Source organism: Parasphingorhabdus sp. (genome assembly GCF_039968395.1).
Taxonomy (GTDB): domain Bacteria; phylum Pseudomonadota; class Alphaproteobacteria; order Sphingomonadales; family Sphingomonadaceae; genus Parasphingorhabdus.
In genome coordinates this window covers 861,169-884,356 of record NZ_JBDVPV010000005.1, presented here as the reverse complement: position 1 = coordinate 884,356, position 23,188 = coordinate 861,169, and the positions used below count along the sequence as shown (strand labels likewise).

The window sequence follows — 23,188 nt, the reverse complement described above, 5'->3', positions numbered from 1 at the left end:
CACCTGTCAATATATTGTTGAATCAGAGGATGAAGCCACATGCTGGAGCTCAAGAACGTAACGCATATCTATTCTAACGGCACGAAGGCCCTCGACAATGTCAGCCTGTCAATTCCGAAGGGAATGTTCGGACTTCTGGGCCCCAACGGCGCAGGTAAATCCACTCTGATGCGCACCGTGGCCACATTGCAGACGCCATCCGAGGGGGAAATCCGTTTTGGCGATCTTGATATTTTGGCGGAACCGGAAGCCCTGCGCGAAAAACTGGGCTATCTCCCGCAGGATTTTGGCGTTTATCCCCGTGTATCGGCCTATGACATGTTGGACCATATGGCGGTGCTCAAAGGCGTGGCTTCGGCGGCCGACCGCAAAGCCACAGTGGAAACCTTGCTGAACCAAACGAATTTGTGGGACGTGCGCAAGAAAGCAATCGCTGGTTTTTCAGGCGGCATGCGGCAACGGTTCGGGATTGCGCAGGCTTTGATCGGTAATCCGGATTTGATCATCGTCGACGAACCAACGGCTGGCCTCGATCCCGAAGAACGCAATCGCTTTCTGAATTTACTGGCAGAAATTGGCGAAAATGTTGTGGTTATCCTGTCCACGCACATTGTCGAAGATGTTTCCGACCTCTGTCCGAATATGGCGATAATCTCCGAAGGCCAGATCCGCATGACCGGTGCGCCGCTGGATCTGATCGAGCAGGCCAAAGGGACCGTCTGGGCGAAAACCATCGAGCGGGATCAGCTGGAGGCGACAAGGGCGCAATATCACGTCATCTCGACACGCCTGTTTGCCGGTCACACGATCGTGCACGTTCTTTCGGATCAGGATCCTGGCAAAGGATTTGCACTGGTCGATGGTGGATTGGAGGATGTCTATTTCTCTTGTCTGGCGGATGTCCGTCGCAAAGCTACTTCACAAGCAGCAGCGTAAGCGGGGATAGTCAGCATGTTCGCAAAAATTGCAGCCTTTGAATTCCGCTATCAGTTCCGCAATCCCGTTTTCTGGGTTGTCAGCATATTGTTCTTCCTGCTGACATTTGGCGCGGTTACGGCTGAAAACATCACGATTGGCGGCGGCGGAAATGTCAATGTGAACAGCCCGGCTGCCATCATGCAGACCAGTCAGATACTGACGCTCTTTTTCATGTTTGTGACCACAGCCTTTGTCGCCAACGTCATTGTCCGTGACGATGAGAGTGGTTTCGGCCCGCTGGTGCGTGCCACTCAGATAAGCAAATTTGACTATCTGATCGGCCGGTTTGCCGGTGCATTTCTGATCGCCGCAGTCGCGTTTCTGACTGTACCTCTGGCGATATTGATCGGGAGCTACATGCCATGGATTGATCCCGAAACAATCGGACCCAACCGGATCAGCTACTATCTGTTCTCTTACTTCATACTGGCGATCCCCGGGATTTTGCTGACGTCGTCAATCTTTTTCGCCATTGCAACCGTGACCCGATCGATGATGTACACCTATGTGGCGGTCGTTGCGTTCCTGGTGCTCTATCTCACGTTTCTGACGGTGGTGGGCAATACCCCGGAATGGCAGGATACCGGCGGTCTGCTGGAACCATTCGGGCTGGGTGCTTTGGCCGTGATCACGGAATATTGGACGGTGACGGAGCGCAACACCCTGCTGCCTCCGCTGGAAGGCATGCTACTGAACAACCGTCTGATTGCGCTCGGACTTTCATTGCTCGCCTTGTTCTTTGCCTATCAGCGCTTCAGCTTTGCCGAGCGCGGGGTTTCCAAACGCAAGTTGAAAAAGCAGGCGAAGCAAGCCGCGAAACTCGCACAGGCGCAACCGCTAATTGCAGACCAGCTTCCTGCTACCAATACCGGTTCCGCACGCTGGGCGCAGTTCTGGACGCAAATGAAACTCGAAATGCGGATGGTTTTGTTCAGCCCGGCCTTTTTCGTATTGATGCTGATCGGGCTGTTCAACGCAAGTGCGGGTTTGCTGAACTCCAACGACATTTACGGCACACCTGCAATTCCCGTGACGTTCTCACTGATGAGCATGCTGGCCGGGACGTTCGCAATCATTCCCTACATCATCGCGATCTATTATTCCGGTGAACTGGTCTGGCGCGATCGCGATCGGAAGATGCACGAGATTGTGGATTCCACACCCTTGCCGAACTGGGCCTACATGATGCCGAAAACCCTCGCTGTGTCGGCGGTTCTATTTTCGGCGCTTTTTATATCGACCGTAGCGGCGATCATCATCCAGTCCATTCGAGGCTATTTCGACTATGAACTGCTCAAATATTTCAACTGGTATTTGCTGCCGGTCACAGTGGATCTGATCCTGATCGCGATACTGGCCGTTTTTGTGCAAGCTCTGAGCCCCAATAAATATGTCGGTTGGGGCATCATGCTGATCTACTTTGTCGGCACGATCACCATCAACAATCTGGGATTTGAACATCCTCTTTATCAATATGGAATCACTGGTGATAATCCGGTTTCGGACCTGAACGCCGACAATGTCGAACGCGCCCGCAACTGGTGGCTGCGGCTATATTGGGGCGGGTTTGCTCTTGCCCTCGCGGTGCTGGCGCATTTGCTCTGGCGCCGGGGGACCGAGGTCAGCCTGATGCCGCGCCTGCGCCAACTGCCGCGCCGGATGATGGGTACGCCCGGGATATTGATGTTACTGGCCGTTGCGGTTGCAGGCGGAAGCGGCGCGTATATTTTCTATAATACAAATGTTTTGAACGAGTATCGCACAACCGATCAGGCCGAGAAACAGCTGGCGGATTATGAGAAAAAATATCTGAAATATGAAAATGTCGAACAACCGGCGATCAGCAAGATCACGCTGATGGTGGATCTGTTCCCGAGCGAGCATCGCGCCGAGTTTGAAGGCAGCTATGAACTGGTGAACGACACGGAAAAACCGATCGACACATTGCACGTCCGGTTTAATGAACCCAATCTGGAAATTGAAGAGATCAGCGTTGCGGCCGCCAGGCTGGAACATGACGATCCCGAGATGGATTATCAAATATACCGGTTTGACGAACCGATGGCGGTAGGTGAGAAACGCAGCCTGACGTTCAAAACACGCCGGGAGCAAAAGGGCTTTAGGGCAGGGGCTCAGGATATCCGGCTGGTCAGGAACGGGACATTCCTTAACAATAGCGAATTTTCGCCGTTCATCGGGATGGATCGCAATGGTTTGCTCAGTGACCGGCAAACGCGCAGAAAATATGATCTGCCTGCCGAACTTCGACCCGCCAAGCTGGAAGACGAAACAGCACGCATGCGCAACTATGTGGGCAATACCGATTGGGTTATGTCGGACATAACCGTAACCACCGAAAGCGGTCAGACACCGATTGCACCGGGCAACAGGATTTCGGATGAAGTGGACGGAGACCGCCGCATCGCACGCTTTGTGTCGCGCGAACCAATATTGGCCTTCCTGTCGATCCAGTCCGCCGACTATGCGGTCAAAGAACGCACAGCAGCCGGTGTGGACATGGCGGTATATTATCACCCGAGCCACGATTTCAATGTCGATATCATGCTGGATGCAACCGAGACTTCTCTGGCCTATTACCGGAAAAATTTTGGACCTTATCAGTTTGACTATGCCCGGATTATCGAATTTCCCGGATATGCCACATTCGCCCAGGCTTTTGCGGGTACGGTACCGTTCTCCGAGACAATCGGGTTCATTTCCAACAATACTGATATCGATGCAATCGACTATGTCACCTATGTTACGGCGCATGAGTTTGGTCACCAATATTGGGCACATCAGTTGATCAGCGCCAATATGCAGGGCGGCACTTTGCTGGTAGAAACCATGGCCCAATATTCCGCTTTGATGGTAATGAAGCAGGTGCATGGCGAAGACAAAATCCGGCGGTTTCTCAAATATGAGCTGGATCGCTATTTGAGTGCACGGGGTGGTGAGGCGATTGAAGAACTGCCGTTGAATCGGGTCGAGAACCAGGGATATATCCACTACCGCAAGGGTGCTGTGGTCATGTATCTGTTGCAGGATCGACTGGGCGAAGATCGGGTCAATGCGATGCTGTCCACATTGCTGGATCGCTATAAGTTCAAAGGCCCTCCTTATGCGATTTCGACAGATCTGGTCGACGGCTTTAAGTCGCTCGCCCGCAATGATGACGAGCGTCAGCTGGTCAGTGATCTGCTTGAAAAGATCACATTATACGATCTGAACGCGACGGAAGCCAAAATCACCAAGTCCGAGAACGGTGAATATGTGACGGAACTGACGGTCGAAGCATCGAAATATTACGCGGAAGGTCTTGGCAAGGAGAGCGAAGTCGATCTGCAGGACAGTATCGATATTGGACTGTTTACTTCCCGGCCGGGGCGCGGCGCGTTTGATCGCAACGATGTTCTGTATATGAAACGCCATCCAATCAAAACGGGCAAGCAGACCATTCGGGTTGTTACGAAAGAACGCCCCGATTTTGTAGGTGTTGATCCCTATAACAAATATATTGATCGCAAAAGTGATGACAATATTGTGGAGACAGCCGGAAGCTGATTCAGTTGCCTAACGTTTGCGGGCCAGCCAGATGACATGGTGCGCGCCGCGATCACCTCTGGCGCGGACTTTGATTTCTTCAACGTCAAAGCGGCATTTGCCCAGTCTTCTGGCGAAAGCATCATCCGGTGCACAGGACCAGATCGCCAGGATGCCGTCTGCTTTCAGGGCCGCATGCGCGGCTTTGAGTCCGGCTATGCTGTAAATTGCTTCGTTGCTGTCATGGGTCAGGCCATCCGGACCATTGTCGACATCGAGCAATATTGCATCATATTTTGCCGGACTGTTCCTGATGATATGTGACACGTCTTTGATTTGAATGTCGACCCGAGGATCGTCCAGACTGCCCTCGTGGAGACTTGCCATGGGGCCTCGGGCCCAGTCCACGACTGCCGGCACCAGCTCTGCTACAGATATTTTTGCATCGGCCGGCATCCCGGACAGCGCGGTTCGCAATGTAAATCCCATCCCGAGCCCGCCGATCAGAATATGAGGCTCTGGCCGGGGCAGAATCCTCTCGTGCGTCAGCGTAGCCAAAGCTTCCTCGGAAAAACTAAGTCGGCTGTTCATCAATTCAATCCGCCCAAGCATGATCGAATATTCATTGCCGCCTTTCAGAGTGCGGGAATAAAGTTTCAGCTCTCCGCCCTCATTTGGAATGTTGGCCGTTCCAAGCAACTCACGAGCGATCATCTGACGAAACTGGCGCCGTTGGCATCCAGAACCGCGCCCGTCATCGATGGCGGCGCGTCCAGCGCGCAATATTTTGCCATGGACGCGATTTCTTCTGGCTGCGCGACACGGCCGAGGGGAATATCTGCAAGCAGCTTGTCGCCTCCGCGACTTTCCAGATAATCTTCGGCCATTCCCGTCATCGTAAATCCGGGGCAGATGGCAAATGCCAATATGCCGTCTTTGGCATAGGCGCGGGCGATGGTCTTGGTCATCGCAACCATGCCGCCCTTTGATGCGGCGTAATGCCAATGATCGGGACTGTCCCCGCGATAGGCCGCACGGCTGGCGATATTGACAATTCTTCCTTCTGCTGCGCGCTCTTGAAAATGCCGAACGGCAAAGCGGCATAATTCAGCAGAAGCGGTCAGGTTGATCCGCAAGGTCTGCTCCCAGCCAAGCAGCCAGTCGTCATCATTTGAAGAAATGGGATTCGCTTCGAATATCCCGGCATTGTTGATCAATACATCGATCCGGCCATCGAGATGATCCAGAGCCTGTTGCCAAAGGCCCTTTGCCGCAGCTGGCCTCGAAAAGTCGCTCGCGAGCTGTTGTTCCTGTTCTTTGGTGCCATGACCAACAACCCGGATCGTGGCCGGATCAAATGATTGCGCGATGGCCTGGCCAATCCCGCGACTGGAACCGGTCACCAAAATATGTGTTTTGTGATCTGTCATGGTGCGCTGAATAGTTGGCTCGAGCGCAAAGGTCCAACAAGAGATGCATCCGGACTGATAATTGTGTCAGTCCGTGAAGCCCGATCAATGGCAATCACGGGTTTTCCAAAGAAAATTCGCCTGCATTTTCTGGAAAAACAGTGCCATCCTGTTTGCATGCGTCGCGCTTTTCGCTAAGGCATTGGTTCGTTTAGAGAGACTCCGGCCTTGCCGGGTCTTCAGGATCAGGGGACAGAAATTGGTTTCGCCAAAAAACAGGCCATTATCGCCGCATCTGGGTATCTACAAATGGGGCCCGCACATGCTGGTTTCCATTCTTCACCGGGCAACCGGTGATGCGCTCGCACTTGCTGGAGCGCCGCTTCTCGTTTGGTGGCTGTACAGCATATCGGCTGGCCCGGAAGCGTATGAGACTTTTACGGCAGTGATGACTCATCCCGTGGGCCTCGTCGTACTGATCGGAATGACCTTTGCCCTGTTCGAACATACATATTCCGGCCTGCGCCATTTTGTGATGGATGCAGGGGCGGGTTATGAATTGCAATCAAACAAGATGTGGTCTGCTGCTGTGCCGTTGCTGGCGCTGACTTCGACGGCTGCACTTTGGCTGTTTCTCACTTCCAAGTTGATGGGATAGAATATGGGTTCAGGAACAAATATCGGCCGGGTTCGCGGCCTGGGTTCAGCCAAGGAAGGCGCGCATCACTGGATTTTGCAACGTGTAACCGCAGTTGGAAATCTGGCACTGATCAGCTGGTTGATTTTTTCGCTGTTGCGTCTGCCCAATTACGGACACGAGTTGATGATCGGATGGTTGTCTTCGCCGCTGGTCGCGGTTCCGATGATCCTGATGCTGGTCAGCATTTTCTGGCACTTGCGATTGGGACTTCAGGTTTTGATTGAAGATTATATCCAGGACCATGGCCTGAAATTTGGCGTGATCCTTTTGCTCAACTTTTTTGCCATTGGTGGTGCAGCGCTGGGAATTTTCGCTGTCGCCAAGGTCGCCTTTACCGGAGTGGCTGCATAATGCCGAATGACACAGACAACAGCAATTCACAGCCTGCTTACAAGATTATTGATCACACGTTTGATTGTGTGGTCGTCGGCGCGGGCGGATCTGGTCTGCGGGCCACAATGGGTGCCGCAGAAGCCGGTTTGAAAACGGCCTGCATAACAAAGGTTTTCCCGACCCGGTCACATACGGTTGCAGCGCAGGGCGGTATCGCCGCGTCTCTCGGCAATAACAGCCCGGATCACTGGTCCTGGCATATGTATGACACGGTCAAGGGCAGTGACTGGCTCGGTGATCAGGATGCGATTGAATATCTCGTCCGCGAAGCGCCTCAGGCGGTTTACGAACTCGAACATGCCGGCGTGCCATTCTCGCGCAACGAAGATGGCACGATTTATCAGCGGCCTTTCGGCGGTCACATGCAGAATATGGGAGAAGGTCCTCCAGTCCAACGCACCTGTGCTGCGGCTGACCGGACGGGTCACGCGATGTTGCATGCGCTCTATCAGCAGAGCCTGAAATATGACGCGGACTTCTTCATTGAGTATTTCGCAGTCGACCTGATCATGGAAGACGGTGCCGACGGACCGGAATGTCGCGGAGTTATCGCGATCTGCATGGAAGACGGTTCCATACACCGGTTCCGCAGCCATAGTGTTGTCCTGGCAACGGGCGGCAGCGGCCGGACCTACTATAGCTGCACATCCGCTCATACCTGTACCGGAGACGGCGGCGGGATGGCGTTGCGGGCTGGTCTCGGATTGCAGGACATGGAGTTTGTCCAGTTCCACCCGACCGGTATTTACGGCGCAGGCGTGTTAATTACGGAAGGTGCGCGCGGTGAGGGCGGTTATCTGACCAACAGCGAAGGCGAACGCTTCATGGAACGCTATGCGCCGAGTGCCAAGGACCTCGCCAGTCGCGACGTCGTTTCCCGCTCGATGGCGAGCGAGATGAAAGAAGGCCGCGGTGTTGGCAAGGACAAGGACCATATCTTTCTGCATCTGGATCATATCGACCCCAATGTCCTGGCAGAACGTCTGCCCGGGATTACCGAAAGCGGCAAGATTTTCGCTGGCGTGGACCTGACCCGCGAACCGCTGCCCGTGACACCGACCGTCCATTACAATATGGGCGGCATACCATGTAACTATCATGGTGAAGTTGTGATGCCGACCAAGGATGATCCGGACCATGTGGTTCCAGGCCTGTTTGCCGTTGGCGAAGCCGCCTGTGTGTCGGTGCATGGTGCCAATCGTCTGGGCTCCAATTCCCTGATTGATCTCGTCGTATTCGGACGAGCCACCGGATTGCGTCTAAAAGACACGCTGAAGCCGGGTACCGCACATAAGCCGCTGCCCAAAGGTAGTGAAGAGATGTCGCTGGCGCGGATCGACCATTTCCGCAACGCCAAAGGCAAAATTCCAACTGCTGATTTGCGTCTGGATATGCAGAAAACGATGCAGAAACACTGCGCCGTTTTCCGGACAGACGAGTTGATGAGTGAAGGCGTCACGGTGCTGGAAGACATCAACAAGAAAATGCAGGATGTAGGTGTGACCGATCGTTCGATGATCTGGAACACCGATCTGATTGAAACGCTCGAGCTCGACAATCTGATGGGTCAGGCGATGGTCACGATCAAAAGCGCGCTCAATCGTACGGAAAGTCGCGGAGCGCATGCTCGTGATGACTATCCTGATCGTGATGACAAGAACTGGATGCACCATTCACTCGGTACCTTTGAAGGCTGGGGCGGAAAATCGAACAAAGTCGATATCTCGGGACGTCCGGTTCATGACTTCACGCTGACCGATGAGGCGGAATATATCAAACCGAAGAAGCGGGTTTACTGATCTCATGATGCGGGTTGTGCAGGAATGTGCAGCTCGCGAAACGAATCTGTGGATGCTGCTGAAGCTGTTGCTCATTGTGATGACAACGGCATTTCTCGTATCCCCCGCGCGAGCTGATTCTTGGTCACCGCCATCGACCAAGGTGTTTCAGTCGCAAGATGGCAAGAGTCGCGTTACTGTTTCGCCACGAGATTTGGAAAGCCAGCTGGAATATTTCAAAGATAAGATCAAGGATCAGGAAAATCCCGGCCTTCCTGCAAATGCGAAGAACTCCAAAGCATCCGCCATCATTGAAGTTTTATCTGATGCCGGTAAGTGGGAAATGAGCTGGCAGGTAGATTTGGTAAATGAAATCGCGCCAGTAAGTGTGTATCTTTCAAATGATACGAAGTATCTCGTCACATTTGATAACTGGCATAGTATTGGTTACGGCCCATCCACGATCGTTTATTATGAACGTGGAGCTGGCTTAAAACGTCAATATGACCTCAACGAGTTTCTACCGGATTATTATCTAAAAGCGTTGCCCAGATCTGTAAGTTCCCGATCATGGCGCAAAGGTGATGCAGTTTTTGATGATACGATTTTGCGCTTTGATATGCTCGCGCCGAATATGAAAACGCGGAACGATCGTAGACAAATGGGAACAGTGGGGTTTTTAATTGATCTAAAAAACGGCCACTTGTCAAAGGCCAGCACAACAAAGTGGATTGAGGCTCTTGTATCTGCGTTGGAAGTTACGAAGGTTCAGATGGAAAACGAAACTTTACGCATAAAGCGGCTAGTCGAACCGATCGTAGCCTCCTCAGAAATGACGGAGCGAGATTGGCATTATTATTTGCGAGAAGCCTATTACCGTAAAGTGGATGGCGGCGGAAGTACTGCCACCAAGTATTTACGCCGGCGGGAACACAAGGAGTATCAGAAATCTGTTAACTGGATTGAGGATGAATTCGCTGATTTGGCTGAATATTCTGGTGAAGATGATTGGATTTATTCGGACATTAGTATTGCATCCTCTGATCAAGAAAATCTTTTTCAGCTACTGTCTGCTATCGCTGTAAAGGCCAGACCGAAAGATTTTCGCTGGGGTCGCGTATTGATCGCCATAGATGAAAAATACTGGTCTAAGTTGAGTGCTTCGTTTTCGCATACCGCGGTTAAGCTATCTTTTGTTGATCCCAGTCAACCGATTGATGCGTCACCCGCGCGCCTAAAAAAATTGTTCAACCGGGATCCGCGAAAAGATGATGAATTCGATTTTTTGAGCGAGCTAAACTAGATGAGCAAGCCCTTGGCTTCGAATGTTGCTCAGTGGGTTCCAGCCAGTACGAAGGAGAATCCATGTCCAACGAAGAACAGATCGAATATTGGAACGATAATGCCGGTGAAAAATGGGCAGAGCATCAAGCTGCGCTCGATGCGATGTTGGCCCCTGCGACTTCGGTCTTGATTGAAGCCGCTGCGATACAGCCTGGAGAACGTGTTCTTGATATTGGTTGTGGAACTGGCGAAACCAGCTTGATTGCGGTTGAAGCAGGGGCGCAGGTGACGGGTGTTGATGTCTCGGAACCGATGCTGGAATTGGCTCGCTCACGTGCGGATGGGCGGGCGCAACTGTTACTTGCCGATGCGTCGGAATATCAATCTGATACGGTTTTCGATCTGATCATGTCGCGCTTTGGTGTGATGTTTTTTGAAGATCCCGCCGCGGCCTTTGCCAATATCCGGAAAAACCTGAAACCGGACGGAAGAATGGTTTTTGCCTGCTGGCAATCGCCGAAAGTGAATGATTGGGTCATGGTGCCGATGAAGGCGATCAAGCCGTTGATGCCGGAGGCTCCTGAAACTGATCCGTATGCTCCGGGGCCGTTTGCATTTGCGGATTCTGAAAGGCTCGATGGAATATTGCAGACAGCCGGATTTGAAAATATCGAGATTACCGCGCATGTTGTTGATGTCTGCCTGACGCAATCGGGCGGCGTGGATGGCGCTGTTGATTTTTCATCGCAAATTGGTCCCGCATCGAGAGCTCTTGGCGAAGTTGATGAAACGTTGCGGCCGAAGCTGCTGGCTGCTTTGAAAGAAGGTCTTGCTCCGCATGACAAGGATGGGCGCGTCACGCTGCCTGGCGGGATATGGCTGGTCAAGGCCAGCGCAGCGAACTAGCTCGATTTGAGCGGAACCGGCGTGCATCCTCTGCTCAATCCATATCCTTTGAGAAAACTGCGCCTGGCATTTCCCGCCGACAGTGCGCGCAGATAAAGGCGTTCTGATTTGTTGGCACCGGTAATTTCGCGAACCACACCGCGAAATGGAATGAGGCTACCCAATATTCCACCGGCGATGCGGCTCACGCCGCGTTCCCGCTTTTCTGCTTTGGAAAATTCGGCAATGTCATCAACGTCGGGCCCCAGCAATGGATAAAGATTGTCAATTTCAGCATTGATCGCGACACAGGCATCCAGCCCGGTGAGGTCATAAGGATCTTTTTGGACCGCCAACAATTGTGCGGGAATTTTGACTTTCTTGAGATTTACGTCTTTCGCAGGTTGAGTCACTGCATCTTCCATGTGGTTCACCATGGGTTTTTCGGTATTGGGTGTTTCGGAACGCGCCTGTGCCACAGGGAGTCCGAAAAAAATCAATGTGGCAACGATCGCCCTGGCAAAGGCCATGACATGATCTCCTTGTTGCCCCCAAGGTTGATTCAGGGTCGGGCAGGCGCCTTGCACCCACGTTCACGCCCAACGCCCTTCAGAAAACCGCGCCGAACCGTTCCTGCATAGATCGCTTTATTATATCGACGGCGTTCGGCATTGGCACCGGTTACCTCGCCAATCAGACCGCGGAATGGAATGATCGAACCGACCGCGCTGCCGGCCACGCGCCCAGCCGTTTCTTCGCGTTTCTTTGCTTTAGATTTGTTGACACGTTCATTGACGTCCGGGCCCAGGACGTTGTTCAATTCACGAACTTCCGCGATAATGGCCGAGCAGCTGCGCAGACCTCGCAGTGAATAAGGATTGTCCTGAATAGACTTGAGTTTTGCCGGAATTTCCTTGCCGTCAAACGGCTCTGCCACCTTGTTGCCCGTGTCCTTGATGGTCGAATCCTTGGGCGCGCCTTGTTGAGCCATGGCCGGAGTGAAACCGGCCATCGCGATGACACCCATTGCGAGAAGCAGTCGGTTGCTGATCATGTTTTATCCCCTTGTATGCGGCCCGGTTAACGCCAGCGCAGATTGTCCCGACTGAGCTGATCAACGGACGTGACACCCATTAATTTCATATCACGTTCAATCTCTGTTTGCAGCAATCCGAGGATTCTCTCAACCCCGGCTTGTCCGGATGCTGCAAGCGCATAGAGATAGAGGCGTCCTCCGGAGCAAGCTTTTGCGCCTACGCTCAGAGCTTTGAGCACATGGCTGCCCCTCGTAATTCCGCCGTCACAAATGACGTCCAGCTTGTCGCCTACAGCATCGCAAATTTCGGCAAGTTGATCAAACGGTGCACGCGATCCGTCCAGCTGACGTCCGCCATGATTGGATACCATGATGGCGGTCGCACCGATATCCACAGCGCGCCGTGCATCTTCGACGGACATAATGCCTTTCAGACAAAATTCTCCGTCCCAGTCCTTCCGTATGGCTTCGGCCATGTCCCAGTTCAGCGATTGATCGAGCATTGTGTTGAAATAATCTGCCACTGACAGCGCGAAATTAGTGCCTTCTCCGACATGATCCTTGAGATTGGAGAGTTCAAATTTCTCCCGCAGCATATAATTCAGACCCCATGCCGGTTTCGCGGCATAGCTCAGAAAACTGGTCGGCGTGATTTTAGGCGGACTGGTAAAGCCGGAGCGCAGACAACGTTCGCGATTGCCTCCGACGATCGTGTCGACCGTAAGGGTCAGCGCGTCAAAACGCGCCGCCTTGCACCGTTCTATCATCGACTGGTTCAATCCTTTGTCCTTGTGGACATAGAATTGGAACATTTTTGGGGTGGAAATCGACTCTCCGATTTCCTCGATACTGACCGTGGCCAGCGAACTGATGCCGAAAAACGTCCCATATTTTTCAGCAGCCCGGGCGACACCGCGTTCGCCTTGCCAATGAAACAGACGTTGAAGTGCGGTCGGTGAGAGAAAGAGCGGCATGGCCAGTTTTTTACCCATGACCGTAACGCTCATGTCAATCTCTTCAACGCCCGCAAGTACATTGGGAACCAGATCGCAGGCCTCATAGGCTGCGGTATTGCGGCGCCGGGTGACCTCGTCATCCGCTGCCCCGTCGATATAGTCAAAAATCGGAAAAGGAAGTCGCTGTTGCGCCATGGTCCGAAAGTCGTTCACATTGTGGCAATCGGAGATTCTCATAAGGGCCTTTCAACTCGACGCACGTGAGGCTCGATTCGTCGCAGACAAAAATTGTGTTTCCACGAGTTTAGACGAACGGACGTCGTGAGCAAGTCACCATTATTGTAGTTTGGAGGGAATTGATATGACTGAAAACACGGAACAAACGTTTGACGAGCCGCGAAAGGAGCGATCACCAGGGGCAAAATTTTTGCTCGTGCTGCTGACCGGTTTCCTTTTGACGATCCCGCTCTTCGCAACATGGTTGCTGGTCTATGATCGTCAGTCACAAAGCGAGACAGCCCAGCAATCAATTGTGACCGGTTGGGGAGGGGAGCAGGTCTTTGCAGGACCCAAACTGGTCCTGCCATATACGACACGTGTACAAGAAACGGTCGAACAGAACGGCAAAACCGTGACACGAACCAACACCGTACAAAGAGAATTGTTTCTCGCTCCTGAAACGATAAAGATGGACACGACCCTCAATACCCAGGTCAAGAGCCGCGCGATTTATGAAGTGGTGGTCTATGATACGAATATTACCGGTGCAGCCAATTTTGCATTGCCCGATGATCTTGATCGTTACGGGGTTTCTCTTGAAGACATAGACTTTACCCGTGCCGAGCTGCGGTTCGGTCTGTCCGATGCGCGCGGCCTGGCAGGGGACAATACGGTCTCGATAAACGACGAAGCATCGGTACTGCAACCCGGAAAGGGTTTGGGCGAAACCGGCAATAGCGGGTTCTTTGCATGGGTTGATGCCAGTGCGCTGGCCGATGGTCAGATAGACACAAAATTTGATGTGCGTTTCAAGGGCAATCAGGGTGTCACCATCGCGCCCCACGCTGGCCAGACAGAATGGACGGTACAGTCAGCTTGGCCTCATCCCAGCTTCTCGGGAAGTTTTCTGCCCGAAAGCCGGACGATTAGTGCAGACGGTTTCAAAGCCAAATATGTGATCACCAATTTGGCATTGGGAGCTTCGCTGCTTTCCACTGATCAAGGGACCCAGGTTTCTCCGGTCAGGGCAGACCAGGTGTCATATTACGGTCCGGGGAATAGCGGTGTCAGTGCCAGCGCTACTGTGAATTTGATTCAGCCAGTAGACCTATACGGGCAAGTGGATCGGGCGACCAAATATGGCTTTCTCATCATTGGCTTTACGTTCGTGGCATTCCTGCTGTTTGATCTGATAGCAGGGGTCCGGATTTCTTCGGTGCAATACATATTGGTTGGAGCGGCTCTCGTGCTGTTCTTCGTACTGTTGCTGGCTTTTGCCGAAATCATCGGATTTGCACTGGCATTTATCGCGGCGTCGGCGGCGACAATCGGATTGATCACGGCTTACTCGGCTTCGGTCCTGTCCAGCTGGCGAAGGGCTTCTCTGGTCGGCGGATTGCTCGCAGGCCTGTATGGCGCGATCTATATCCTGCTCAGCCTCGAGGCTTACTCATTGCTGATCGGATCGCTGTTGATTTTTGCAGCACTGGCCGGTGTCATGTTCGTTACCCGACGGCTCGACTGGTCAAGCAGTTTGCGCAAGAACGGTATGACGACTTAGTCCAAACTAGCGGACCGCGCCACGTGCGAACGTATCGCACGTGGCCGGATCGCCGGTCTGCATGCCTTTGCGCAACCAGGCCATGCGCTGCTCGGAACTGCCATGGGTAAACATGCTCTCAATTGGCCTTTGACCGGCATTTCTCATCAAAGTATCGTCGCCAATGGCGTGGGCAGCATTCAACCCTTCCTCGACATCGCCAGGCTCCATCCGACTCGCATTTTGCGCCGCCCAGACACCGGCGTAACAATCTGCCTGTAGTTCCATCCTCACCTGAAGGGCATTGCCTTCTGCTTTGCTGACCCGGCCCTGATTTTGACGAACCTGATCTGCAATTCCGGAAAGATTCTGGATATGATGCCCAACTTCATGGGCGATCACATATGCTTTGGCGAAATCACCGCGCGCGCCCATTCGTGTCTCGAGTTCCTTGAAGAAAGAGGTGTCCAGATAGATGCCTTGATCTGCGGGACAGTAAAATGGCCCCGCCGACGAACTGGCAGAACCACAACCCTGCGACGAGACGCCTCCCTCGTAAAAATTGAGCAAAGGTGGCCGGTATCGCGACCCATTTTGTTGAAAAAGTTTCGACCAGGTTTGCTCTGTCGATGTCAGCACCCGGCCTGCAAATTGTTCTTCAGCCGTGTCATAAACAGTGCCAGCTGTCTGTGATCCGCCACCTCCACCAAGCATGCTGGCGCCGCCACCAAAAAACATGAAGACCGCGATTGCGCCGCCAATCAGCAATATTGTTCCACAACCCATTTTCCGACCGAGCAACATCGGGAGAAAACTGAGCAGCATGCCCAGGCCGCCGCCTCCGCCGCCCATTCTTCCGCCGCTGCCTCGTCCATGGTCACGGGCATTTTTACTGGGGTCGAGGTCGTCGAGGCGCATTTTGGGTCTCCTTGCTACCGGGTAGTTTGCCTGATTCGCGGCAAAGCGCAAGCGCCTTGCGAACAGGTTTTACAATTATCCATTGCAGTTGGAGCGGACTGATTTAAGGTCAAGCCAAGGAGATTCTCTATGTTTTTGAAGGGTAAAACGGCATTGATCACCGGTTCGACATCCGGAATTGGTGGCGGTTATGCGAAGGCTTTGGCTGCCGAAGGCGCGGCGGTCATGCTCAATGGTTTTGGTGACGCGGGTGAAATCGAAGCCTTGCGGACCGAACTGGAAAAGCTGAGTGGTTCGCGGGCGGCCTATAGCGATGCAGATATGACGAAGCCGGAGCAGATCCGGGCAATGATGGAAAAATGTGCCGACGAACTTGGTCCCGTCGATATTCTCGTCAACAATGCAGGCATCCAGCATGTCGCCCCCGTGGATGAGTTTCCGGAAGACAAGTGGAATGCAATCATGGATATCATCATGAACAGCGCTTTTCATACAACAAAGGCTGCGCTTCCGGGAATGAAGGAGAGGGGTTGGGGGCGAATAATCAACACCGGATCGATGCACAGCAAGGTCGCTAGCCCCTTTAAGTCTGCTTATAATGCCGCCAAACATGCGATTGCCGGGTTCAGCAAGACCGTGGCTCTGGAAGTGGCGCAGCAAGGGATAACGGTGAACACAATTTCGCCTGGTTATGCCTGGACTCCTCTGGTTGAGAACCAGATTCCAGACACAATGAAGGCGAGGAACATGACGCGCGAGCAGGTCATGAATGATGTGTTGCTGGCCGGACAACCCACCAAGCAATTTGTCCAGATCGATCAGATTGCTGCCCTGGCAGTCTTTTTGTGCAAAGATGAAGCAAGCGCGATTACGGGTGCCAATATTTCCATTGATGGCGGATGGACGGCACAGTGAACACTGCCTTTCAATAATCGGGCTGACTTTTGCGGACCTTCTGTTTAGGTTCGATAGATATTTATTCGGGGATTCTCATGAAAAATTTTACCAGAACCGCTTTGACCATCACAACCGCTTTGCTGTTCAGCACGCAAGCCCATGCGGATCCTCTGAACGATGCCATTGCAGCTGACCTGCCGTCGTTGATGGAAATTTACCGCGACTTACACGCAAACCCCGAATTAAGCGGCGAGGAAGTCAGGACCGCTGCGAAACTGGCAGCAGAAGCTCGCCGCCTCGGGTTTACGGTGACCGAGAAAGTCGGCGGAACCGGCGTGGTTGCTGTGATGGAAAATGGCGAGGGCCCCACGGTCATGCTGCGCGCAGACATGGATGGTTTGCCGCTGATTGAAAAAACCGGTCTGCCCTACGCCTCTAAAGTGATGGCCAAAACCCGTGAAGGAAATGACACCGGTGTGATGCATGCCTGTGGTCACGACACGCACATGACGGGCTGGGTCGGGGCTGCCCGCCAACTGTCGGCACGGAAGGACGAATGGTCAGGAACCCTCGTAATGATATTGCAGCCCGCTGAAGAAACAGGCGAGGGTGCCAAGGCGATGCTCGAAGATGGGCTCTACACTCGCTTCCCCAAACCAGAATATGTTCTTGCCTTTCACGATGCTGCCGGAGCGCCAGCAGGGCATATTGGTTATGCGCCCGGCTATGCACTGGCCAATGTCGATAGCGTCGATATTGAAGTCAAAGGTGTCGGCGGCCACGGTGCTTATCCTCATACAACCAAAGATCCGATTGTGCTGGCTTCGCGCATTGTCGGTGCACTGCAAACGCTGGTCAGTCGGGAAGTCGATCCGCAAAATCCAGCGGTTGTAACTGTTGGGAGTTTCCAGGCTGGCTTCAAGCACAACATCATTCCCGACAAGGCAAACCTGCTACTTACGGTACGCAGCTATTCGGATGAAACGCGCGCCAAACTGCTCGACGGTATCAGGCGGATTGTAGAGGCCGAAGCGCTGGTCGCGGGTATGCCTGAAGAAAAAATGCCAGTGGTCAGCATCCGCGATGATGAGTTCACGCCTTCCACATATAACAGCCCCGAATTCAGCATGGAAATGGCCAGCTTGTTCGAAGCCCGCTTTGGTGCCGATCGTGTGCATCAGACAAAACCTGTCATGGGCGGTGAGGACTTTAGCCGTTTTCGGCGCGAGGATACCTCGATCAACAGCATGATTTTCTGGGTTGGAGGTGTGCCAATCGATCAATATGAGGCGGCGCAGAAGGAAGGCGGCAAATTGCCGTCGCTGCATAGTCCTTTATGGGCGCCCGATGCTGAGAAAGTGGTGGCAACCGGCGCTGAAGCGTTGACCGCCGCGGCATTGAATCTGATGAAAAAGGGCGGCTAGTCATGACCTGCGCACAACCAGCTGGTATTGCTGTTGTTGCGTTTTTCCTGTCCGGGTTCACGCAACCGATGGCAGAGCAGGATCAGATCGTCACTTCCTCCTGGTTTGAAGGGCGATGGGCTTTTGCCGAAGAGGATTGTGATCAGCCTTCCAACTGGACTATGATTGCAGGCGGAAATTTTGTTTCAGAAGACCTGACAGGAACATGGGAATGGGCCGATGGCGAACTGACGCTCAGCCTGACTGATCTGGCGACAGATGAAGAAACCGGCGAGGCCGGAGGGCGCTTTCAAATGGTGGGCCCCACAGCAACAAACGGGCCGGATGAGTTCACGCTGACCATCGAGCCGGATATCTATGTCATGAAAAGATGCCCTTGAATCTGAAAGATCGCTATTGCGAATTATTTGCATAACTATAATCGTTAAAATCGATTATAGTTCATCAAAAAATTGGATGGAGACCGATCGCTTTTAAGCGTATCCGCATGCGCGGGCCGACGGCGTGTCGGAACGAAATTCAACCGCAACCCATCAAAGGAGAACATCATGGGACTCGCAGGCAGTAAAACCGAACAGAATCTGAAAGACGCATTCGCGGGCGAGAGCCAGGCGAACCGTCGGTATCTATATTTCGCTCAGAAAGCCGACATCGAAGGATATAACGACGTAGCAGCTGTTTTCCGGTCAACCGCAGAAGGCGAAACCGGACACGCGCATGGCCATCTTGAGTTTCTTGAAGAAACCGGTGACCCAGCGACAGGGGAGCCTATCGGCGACACTGCATCTAATCTGAAATCGGCAATTGCCGGTGAAACCCACGAATATACCGACATGTATCCCGGTATGGCCAAATCAGCCCGTGAAGAAGGTTTTGATGAAATCGCAGACTGGTTTGAAACGCTGGCAAAAGCTGAAAAAAGTCACGCCGGTAAATTCCAGAAAACTCTGGATACCATGGACGCTTGACTTCGTCTGAAAAGCGACTCTGCCGTAAGGAATAATTTCCCGATGCCGGCGGGGTCGCTTTTTTCCCGCTAATTTTGAAACTTGCCTGACAGGTTCGGACAGGATTGGACAGATCATGAAAGAAGGCAGCCTGGGAGCGCCAACGCGGCATCCAATTGCATGGCAGGATGAGTCGTTTTACGACGAAGAGGCGCTGGATAAAGAAATGCGCCGCGTGTTTGACATTTGTCATGGATGCAGACGTTGTTTCAATCTGTGCGACAGCTTCCCGCAGATGTTCGATATGATCGATGAAAGCGAGAATGAGGAAGTCGAAGATTTGACAGCAGGCGACATGAAGAAGGTCGTTGATGCCTGCACATTGTGTGACATGTGCTTCATGGTCAAATGCCCTTATGTCCCGCCCCATGAATTTGATCTGGATTTCCCGCACTTGATGCTGCGTTACCGCGCTGTCGAAAATCGTAAGGGTCAGACATCGTTCGTGGACAAGCAGCTGGCGGAAATTGATCGCAACGCTGTGATTGCCGGAACGGTGGCAGGCGCGGCCAACTGGGCCTCCAAGAAGGAAAACGAATTTACCCGCGGTGTGCTGGAATCTGTTGGCGGGATCGACAAGCGGGCCCATCTCCCCAAATTTGAGGACGTGCCGCTGACCCACAAGCATCCCGGAAGCGGACCGGCACCCAACGCCTCCGCTCCTGCCTTCGGGACAAAGGCTGCGATTTACGCTACCTGCTACGGCAACTTTAATGATCAGACATCAGGCAAGGCCGCTTTGGATGTGCTGGCCCATAACGGCGTGCAGACACGGGTTGAATATCCAATGTGCTGCGGGATGCCGAAACTTGAAAATGGCGACCTCCCAGCCGTTGCATCTACTGCGGAGCAGGTAGCCTCTCATTTTAGCCCGATTATCGATGAAGGCTACGATGTGGTTGCTCTGACACCAAGCTGTGCACTGATGATGAAATTCGAATGGCCGCTGATATTACCTGATAACGAACTGGTTCAAAAACTCGCAGCGGCAACGCGCGATCTAAGCGAATATGTCGTTCAGTTGTCAAAAGGTGAGGGGCTGATGCCAATTGAGCCAATGAATGCCAGCATCGGTATTCATTTTGCCTGTCACAGTCGCGCCCAGAACATGGGCCCCAAAGCGATGGAAATGCTGAAGCTGATTCCGGATGCCAAGCCCGCCATTACAGAACGCTGTTCGGGTCACGGCGGAAAATGGGGCATATTCAAAGAGAATTTTGATACCGCGGTAAAGGTTGGTCGACCGGCAGCACGTGCGCTAGCAAAAAATGATCCTGATTACATGGTCAGCGAATGCCCCCTGGCCGGACCGCATCTCAAGCAGGTCATCGAATCAGGCAATCAGGCCAAAGCCCCGGAACGCATCGGCCATCCCATCGAACTGCTTGCCAAAGCTTACGGCTTTTAAGGAAAAACAAAATGCCCCGTGATTCACATGTCATCACCAAAGATGATATTATTTCGCTTGCCGACTATGAACTGATCCGCAAGGAAAAGCGGCAGGAGAGCATATTGCGGAAAAAGTTCCGCCGCCTCGCAATTGGCCCTTACGCCACAATTCAGTTTGAAAGCTGGGAAAGCATGTGGCTGCAGATACAGGAAATGCTCCGTATCGAAAAAGGAGGCGACGAGCAGCTGGTCGACGAACTGGCTGCCTATAATCCGATGATCCCGAACGGATCAGAATTTACCGGTACATTGATGTTCGAAATTGATGAAGAAGAGCGGCGCACGGCCTTTCTGAAGACCCTGGGCGGCGTTGACCAGCATATCCATCTGGTTATCGGGGATCACAAGGTCACGGCAGAACCCGAACAGGATATCGATCGCACACGTGCTGACGGCAAAGCAAGTGCCGTTCAGTTTCTGCATTTTGAACTCACGGAAGAGCAGGTCGAAATCTGGAAAAGCGGCGAAGCGCAGATGATGATCCAGATTGATCACCCCAATTATGGCCATGCAGCAATCATCAGTGAGGAATGCCGCCGCGATATGACCAGGGATCTGGACTAGTTTGGATCAATTCTAACTGATGGTGCCTACTGGATGGGTTCACTGACTGCTTTGTCTGGTGACAAATCCGGCAAAGGAATATTGGGGCGATACTCTATCGGATTCGATTTACTGCCCGGCTCTCCTTTTTTGGGAGTGGTGCGGGGTTTTGGAACGGGTTTGGCATAAACTTGTTGCCTGTCTTCTTGTGCCGGACGATATTCTGAAGGTTCTTCGTTTTTTGGAGCAGATTCCGTATCCTCGCTATAGGTAACCGGTTCGCCGAAGGTAAAATCCTCTTCATCCGCATAATAGCTCTCGTCTGATTCCGGTTGCTGCTGCGGTGCAGGCGGTTTCTGTTCCGATACTTCAGGATCCGTGTTGTTCGAATTTTCCGGGCTATCTCCCGCTGCGGATGCAACGACCATGGCAATCGCGACAACAGAGCCGGCCAGTATCAGTACTTGCTTGAACATTTTTATACCTCACAACAGCGTCATGCAAATGATACAGGCCGAGGCTTAACAATTGATTACGTGGAATTCATCAATAAGTCCGTCGGAACAGTCCAGGCAAGTGGCGCTCCGACGGACAGTTTTTCCTCCCCAGGAAAAGTCGTTTGATGCGCCAAGAAGATAGAGGCAATTGCAGGTTACTGCGAACAATGTCGATATGATTCATTGTAAATTTCCAAAGTTTTGGATTCGTATCTTGTAATTTTGTAAATATATTTACATATAGCGAAGCATGGCAGAGAGAAAACTATTTGCCGGCGCCGCAATCAAACGGTTGCGCCGGGGTGCTGGAATGACACAAGTAGCTCTGGCGAGCGCACTTGATATTTCGCCGAGCTACCTGAATTTGATTGAACGCAACCAGCGACCGCTCAGCGCGCGGTTGATGTTGTTGCTGGCCGAACGATTTGATTTTGATCCCAGGCAGCTTGTCGCGGCGGAACCTGGTGGCGGCATTGACGGGCTGAGACGGCGACTGGCCGATCCGGTGTTTGACGATCTGACGGTCGATCGAACCGAACTGGAGGAATGGCTCAGTGCGGCGCCCAATACAGCAGAGGCATTCGTGCGTTTGTTCGACAATCGAAACACGCAGACAGATGAAACGCAAAGTGTCTCCGATCCCATCCAACTGGTGCGTCGTGAGATTGAACGCTGGCGCAATCATTTTGCTGATCTGGATTCAATGGCCGAAGAACTGGCAGATGAGCTGCGTTTGGGGGCAGGTGATCTCTATGGCGCAATTGCCGAAAGATTGCGCGTCAAGCATCAACTTACAATCAGAATATTGCCGGAAACCGTGTTGCCAGACAAACTTCGGCGTCTTGATCTGCATGCTCGCCAACTTCAGCTGTCCGAAATGCTGGATCCTGCATCCAGGACATTTCAGGCGGCGCTGGTGCTGGGTCAGATCGAAGCCAAAGCAGAGATTGAAGCGCTGGTTGCCGGCGGCGGGTTTGCCGATCGTTCTGCGGAACGCCTGCATCGCCGTCATTTGACCAGTTATTTTGCAGCGGCTTTGATGATGCCTTACGCCCGGTTTCTGAAAGCATGTGAGCAGACTGGCTATCACATTCAGGTTCTGCAGCGCAGGTTTGGCGCGGGCTTTGAGCAGGTTGCACATCGATTGACAACCTTGCAACGGGTCGGCGCGCGCGGGCTCCCGTTTTTCATGTTGCGGATCGACAGGTCGGGATTGATTTCGAAACGCTATTCCGGGGCCAGCAATGCGCCACTTGTTGAAAGTCAGTTTCGCTGCCCGCTTTGGAATATTCATCGCGTGTTCGAACAGCCAGCAGAAGTTCAGACCCAGTTGGTCGCTCTGGAAGACGGATCGAGCTGGTTCACCTTGTCGCGGTCTGTGCAAGGCATCGGCTCCGGGGCAGGCGGTTATGCACCGCAATTTGCGATCGGCCTGGGGCTTTCGGCTGAACTCGCGACGTCGCTAGTCTATGCCCGAGGTAAAGACCTTGTCCCGGAAAGCGCTATTCCCATTGGTCTGGGTTGTCCTGCTTGCACGCGTCAGCAATGTTCTCAACGATCTGCGCCGCCAAAAAGCCGGGCGCTGAAATTTGATGAACGGGCACGGGGCTTTGCTCCCTATCATTTCGTTGAAGACTAGCCTTTTTACTGTCGGCAAATTATACAAATACCAGCAAATTGCAGGAAAAATTCGTGATTTCGGTGTAAAATTAACCGACAGCTTACATTTTTT

At 52.8% G+C, this 23,188-nt stretch carries 22 protein-coding genes; 15 read left to right on the top strand and 7 right to left on the bottom strand.

Annotated features, from left to right (window positions below):
• Nucleotides 1-39: 39 nt before the first annotated feature.
• Nucleotides 40-936: an ABC transporter ATP-binding protein gene (locus ABJI30_RS14960; protein ID WP_348017485.1), complete on the top strand. Its 897-nt coding sequence runs from the start codon at nucleotides 40-42 to the stop codon at nucleotides 934-936.
• 15 nt (nucleotides 937-951) lie between these two features.
• Entirely contained in the window at nucleotides 952-4,542 is a 3,591-nt protein-coding gene (locus tag ABJI30_RS14955; RefSeq protein WP_348017484.1) for a M1 family aminopeptidase, read from the top strand.
• A gap of 9 nt (nucleotides 4,543-4,551) precedes the next feature.
• Here the strand turns inward: ABJI30_RS14955 and ABJI30_RS14950 are convergent, their stop codons facing one another.
• Both ABJI30_RS14950 and ABJI30_RS14945 read right to left on the bottom strand, forming a co-directional pair.
• A complete protein-coding gene (locus ABJI30_RS14950; protein ID WP_348017838.1) occupies nucleotides 4,552-5,235 on the bottom strand; it encodes a hypothetical protein in 684 nt (227 codons plus the stop codon).
• Entirely contained in the window at nucleotides 5,232-5,951 is a 720-nt protein-coding gene (locus tag ABJI30_RS14945) for an SDR family oxidoreductase (protein WP_348017483.1), read from the bottom strand. The genes ABJI30_RS14950 and ABJI30_RS14945 overlap by 4 nt, the downstream gene beginning before the upstream one ends.
• A gap of 238 nt (nucleotides 5,952-6,189) precedes the next feature.
• Between ABJI30_RS14945 and sdhC the strand changes: the two genes are divergently transcribed.
• From sdhC to ABJI30_RS14920, 5 genes are all read left to right on the top strand, one after another.
• Nucleotides 6,190-6,588 (top strand): succinate dehydrogenase, cytochrome b556 subunit, encoded by a 399-nt coding sequence (sdhC, locus tag ABJI30_RS14940; protein WP_348017482.1) that lies wholly within the window; start codon nucleotides 6,190-6,192, stop codon nucleotides 6,586-6,588.
• A 3-nt stretch (nucleotides 6,589-6,591) separates the two neighbouring features.
• Nucleotides 6,592-6,981, top strand: a complete 390-nt coding sequence (gene sdhD / locus ABJI30_RS14935; RefSeq protein WP_348017481.1) for a succinate dehydrogenase, hydrophobic membrane anchor protein — start codon at nucleotides 6,592-6,594, stop codon at nucleotides 6,979-6,981.
• Nucleotides 6,981-8,822 (top strand): succinate dehydrogenase flavoprotein subunit, encoded by a 1,842-nt coding sequence (sdhA, locus tag ABJI30_RS14930; protein ID WP_348017480.1) that lies wholly within the window; start codon nucleotides 6,981-6,983, stop codon nucleotides 8,820-8,822. Before sdhD ends, sdhA begins: the two co-directional genes overlap by 1 nt.
• Before the next feature lie 4 nt (nucleotides 8,823-8,826).
• Nucleotides 8,827-10,104, top strand: coding sequence for a hypothetical protein (locus ABJI30_RS14925; protein ID WP_348017479.1), 1,278 nt, complete (start codon nucleotides 8,827-8,829; stop codon nucleotides 10,102-10,104).
• A gap of 62 nt (nucleotides 10,105-10,166) precedes the next feature.
• The gene (locus ABJI30_RS14920) at nucleotides 10,167-10,991 is read left to right on the top strand and encodes a methyltransferase domain-containing protein (RefSeq protein ID WP_348017478.1); all 825 of its coding nucleotides are present in this window, start codon (nucleotides 10,167-10,169) and stop codon (nucleotides 10,989-10,991) included.
• Here ABJI30_RS14920 and ABJI30_RS14915 read toward each other — a convergent pair.
• Genes ABJI30_RS14915 through ABJI30_RS14905 form a run of 3 tightly spaced genes read right to left on the bottom strand, consistent with a single transcriptional unit; the run spans nucleotide 10,988 to nucleotide 13,199 of the window.
• Nucleotides 10,988-11,500 carry a hypothetical protein gene (locus ABJI30_RS14915; protein WP_348017477.1) on the bottom strand — a complete coding sequence of 171 codons (513 nt, stop codon included), beginning with the start codon at nucleotides 11,498-11,500 and terminating at the stop codon, nucleotides 10,988-10,990. The two genes, ABJI30_RS14920 and ABJI30_RS14915, sit on opposite strands and share 4 nt — an antisense overlap.
• A 32-nt stretch (nucleotides 11,501-11,532) precedes the next feature.
• Nucleotides 11,533-12,024, bottom strand: coding sequence for a hypothetical protein (locus ABJI30_RS14910; RefSeq protein ID WP_348017476.1), 492 nt, complete (start codon nucleotides 12,022-12,024; stop codon nucleotides 11,533-11,535).
• Nucleotides 12,025-12,050: 26 nt separating this feature from the next.
• Nucleotides 12,051-13,199 (bottom strand): alpha-hydroxy acid oxidase, encoded by a 1,149-nt coding sequence (locus ABJI30_RS14905; RefSeq protein WP_348017475.1) that lies wholly within the window; start codon nucleotides 13,197-13,199, stop codon nucleotides 12,051-12,053.
• Nucleotides 13,200-13,323: 124 nt separating this feature from the next.
• Between ABJI30_RS14905 and creD the strand changes: the two genes are divergently transcribed.
• The gene (gene creD, locus ABJI30_RS14900; RefSeq protein ID WP_348017474.1) at nucleotides 13,324-14,742 is read left to right on the top strand and encodes a cell envelope integrity protein CreD; all 1,419 of its coding nucleotides are present in this window, start codon (nucleotides 13,324-13,326) and stop codon (nucleotides 14,740-14,742) included.
• 6 nt (nucleotides 14,743-14,748) lie between these two features.
• Here creD and ABJI30_RS14895 read toward each other — a convergent pair whose 3' ends face one another.
• Nucleotides 14,749-15,639, bottom strand: a complete 891-nt coding sequence (locus tag ABJI30_RS14895; protein WP_348017473.1) for a neutral zinc metallopeptidase — start codon at nucleotides 15,637-15,639, stop codon at nucleotides 14,749-14,751.
• Nucleotides 15,640-15,768: 129 nt separating this feature from the next.
• Here ABJI30_RS14895 and ABJI30_RS14890 point away from each other — a divergent pair, with 129 nt between their 5' ends.
• The 6 genes from ABJI30_RS14890 to ABJI30_RS14865 all read left to right on the top strand — a co-directional run bounded on the left by ABJI30_RS14890 (nucleotide 15,769) and on the right by ABJI30_RS14865 (nucleotide 20,980).
• Nucleotides 15,769-16,554, top strand: coding sequence for a 3-hydroxybutyrate dehydrogenase (locus ABJI30_RS14890; protein ID WP_348017472.1), 786 nt, complete (start codon nucleotides 15,769-15,771; stop codon nucleotides 16,552-16,554).
• Between the two features lie 77 nt (nucleotides 16,555-16,631).
• The gene (locus ABJI30_RS14885) at nucleotides 16,632-17,960 is read left to right on the top strand and encodes an amidohydrolase (protein WP_348017471.1); all 1,329 of its coding nucleotides are present in this window, start codon (nucleotides 16,632-16,634) and stop codon (nucleotides 17,958-17,960) included.
• Between the two features lie 2 nt (nucleotides 17,961-17,962).
• A complete protein-coding gene (locus ABJI30_RS14880; RefSeq protein WP_348017470.1) occupies nucleotides 17,963-18,340 on the top strand; it encodes a hypothetical protein in 378 nt (125 codons plus the stop codon).
• A 168-nt stretch (nucleotides 18,341-18,508) separates the two neighbouring features.
• Nucleotides 18,509-18,928 (top strand): rubrerythrin family protein, encoded by a 420-nt coding sequence (locus ABJI30_RS14875; RefSeq protein WP_348017469.1) that lies wholly within the window; start codon nucleotides 18,509-18,511, stop codon nucleotides 18,926-18,928.
• 115 nt (nucleotides 18,929-19,043) lie between these two features.
• On the top strand, nucleotides 19,044-20,375 hold the full coding sequence (locus ABJI30_RS14870) for a heterodisulfide reductase-related iron-sulfur binding cluster (protein ID WP_348017468.1): 1,332 nt from the start codon (nucleotides 19,044-19,046) through the stop codon (nucleotides 20,373-20,375).
• Nucleotides 20,376-20,386: 11 nt separating this feature from the next.
• Nucleotides 20,387-20,980 (top strand): DUF3501 family protein, encoded by a 594-nt coding sequence (locus ABJI30_RS14865; protein ID WP_348017467.1) that lies wholly within the window; start codon nucleotides 20,387-20,389, stop codon nucleotides 20,978-20,980.
• Nucleotides 20,981-21,006: 26 nt separating this feature from the next.
• On the opposite strand, the gene ABJI30_RS14860 is transcribed toward ABJI30_RS14865, so the two are convergent.
• Nucleotides 21,007-21,435 carry a hypothetical protein gene (locus tag ABJI30_RS14860; RefSeq protein ID WP_348017466.1) on the bottom strand — a complete coding sequence of 143 codons (429 nt, stop codon included), beginning with the start codon at nucleotides 21,433-21,435 and terminating at the stop codon, nucleotides 21,007-21,009.
• Between the two features lie 271 nt (nucleotides 21,436-21,706).
• Between ABJI30_RS14860 and ABJI30_RS14855 the strand changes: the two genes are divergently transcribed.
• Nucleotides 21,707-23,095: a short-chain fatty acyl-CoA regulator family protein gene (locus ABJI30_RS14855; protein ID WP_348017465.1), complete on the top strand. Its 1,389-nt coding sequence runs from the start codon at nucleotides 21,707-21,709 to the stop codon at nucleotides 23,093-23,095.
• Nucleotides 23,096-23,188: the final 93 nt, after the last annotated feature.

Bases quoted from the DNA above. Each gene is read 5' to 3' on its own strand.
- ABJI30_RS14960 (WP_348017485.1), top strand. From the start codon at position 40: ATGCTGGAGCTCAAGAACGTAACGCATATCTATTCTAACGGCACGAAG.
- ABJI30_RS14955 (WP_348017484.1), top strand. From the start codon at position 952: ATGTTCGCAAAAATTGCAGCCTTTGAATTCCGCTATCAGTTCCGCAAT.
- ABJI30_RS14950 (WP_348017838.1), bottom strand. From the start codon at position 5,235: ATGATCGCTCGTGAGTTGCTTGGAACGGCCAACATTCCAAATGAGGGC.
- ABJI30_RS14945 (WP_348017483.1), bottom strand. From the start codon at position 5,951: ATGACAGATCACAAAACACATATTTTGGTGACCGGTTCCAGTCGCGGG.
- sdhD (WP_348017481.1), top strand. From the start codon at position 6,592: ATGGGTTCAGGAACAAATATCGGCCGGGTTCGCGGCCTGGGTTCAGCC.
- sdhA (WP_348017480.1), top strand. From the start codon at position 6,981: ATGCCGAATGACACAGACAACAGCAATTCACAGCCTGCTTACAAGATT.
- ABJI30_RS14925 (WP_348017479.1), top strand. From the start codon at position 8,827: ATGATGCGGGTTGTGCAGGAATGTGCAGCTCGCGAAACGAATCTGTGG.
- ABJI30_RS14920 (WP_348017478.1), top strand. From the start codon at position 10,167: ATGTCCAACGAAGAACAGATCGAATATTGGAACGATAATGCCGGTGAA.
- ABJI30_RS14915 (WP_348017477.1), bottom strand. From the start codon at position 11,500: ATGGCCTTTGCCAGGGCGATCGTTGCCACATTGATTTTTTTCGGACTC.
- ABJI30_RS14910 (WP_348017476.1), bottom strand. From the start codon at position 12,024: ATGATCAGCAACCGACTGCTTCTCGCAATGGGTGTCATCGCGATGGCC.
- ABJI30_RS14905 (WP_348017475.1), bottom strand. From the start codon at position 13,199: ATGAGAATCTCCGATTGCCACAATGTGAACGACTTTCGGACCATGGCG.
- creD (WP_348017474.1), top strand. From the start codon at position 13,324: ATGACTGAAAACACGGAACAAACGTTTGACGAGCCGCGAAAGGAGCGA.
- ABJI30_RS14895 (WP_348017473.1), bottom strand. From the start codon at position 15,639: ATGCGCCTCGACGACCTCGACCCCAGTAAAAATGCCCGTGACCATGGA.
- ABJI30_RS14890 (WP_348017472.1), top strand. From the start codon at position 15,769: ATGTTTTTGAAGGGTAAAACGGCATTGATCACCGGTTCGACATCCGGA.
- ABJI30_RS14885 (WP_348017471.1), top strand. From the start codon at position 16,632: ATGAAAAATTTTACCAGAACCGCTTTGACCATCACAACCGCTTTGCTG.
- ABJI30_RS14880 (WP_348017470.1), top strand. From the start codon at position 17,963: ATGACCTGCGCACAACCAGCTGGTATTGCTGTTGTTGCGTTTTTCCTG.
- ABJI30_RS14875 (WP_348017469.1), top strand. From the start codon at position 18,509: ATGGGACTCGCAGGCAGTAAAACCGAACAGAATCTGAAAGACGCATTC.
- ABJI30_RS14870 (WP_348017468.1), top strand. From the start codon at position 19,044: ATGAAAGAAGGCAGCCTGGGAGCGCCAACGCGGCATCCAATTGCATGG.
- ABJI30_RS14865 (WP_348017467.1), top strand. From the start codon at position 20,387: ATGCCCCGTGATTCACATGTCATCACCAAAGATGATATTATTTCGCTT.
- ABJI30_RS14860 (WP_348017466.1), bottom strand. From the start codon at position 21,435: ATGTTCAAGCAAGTACTGATACTGGCCGGCTCTGTTGTCGCGATTGCC.
- ABJI30_RS14855 (WP_348017465.1), top strand. From the start codon at position 21,707: ATGGCAGAGAGAAAACTATTTGCCGGCGCCGCAATCAAACGGTTGCGC.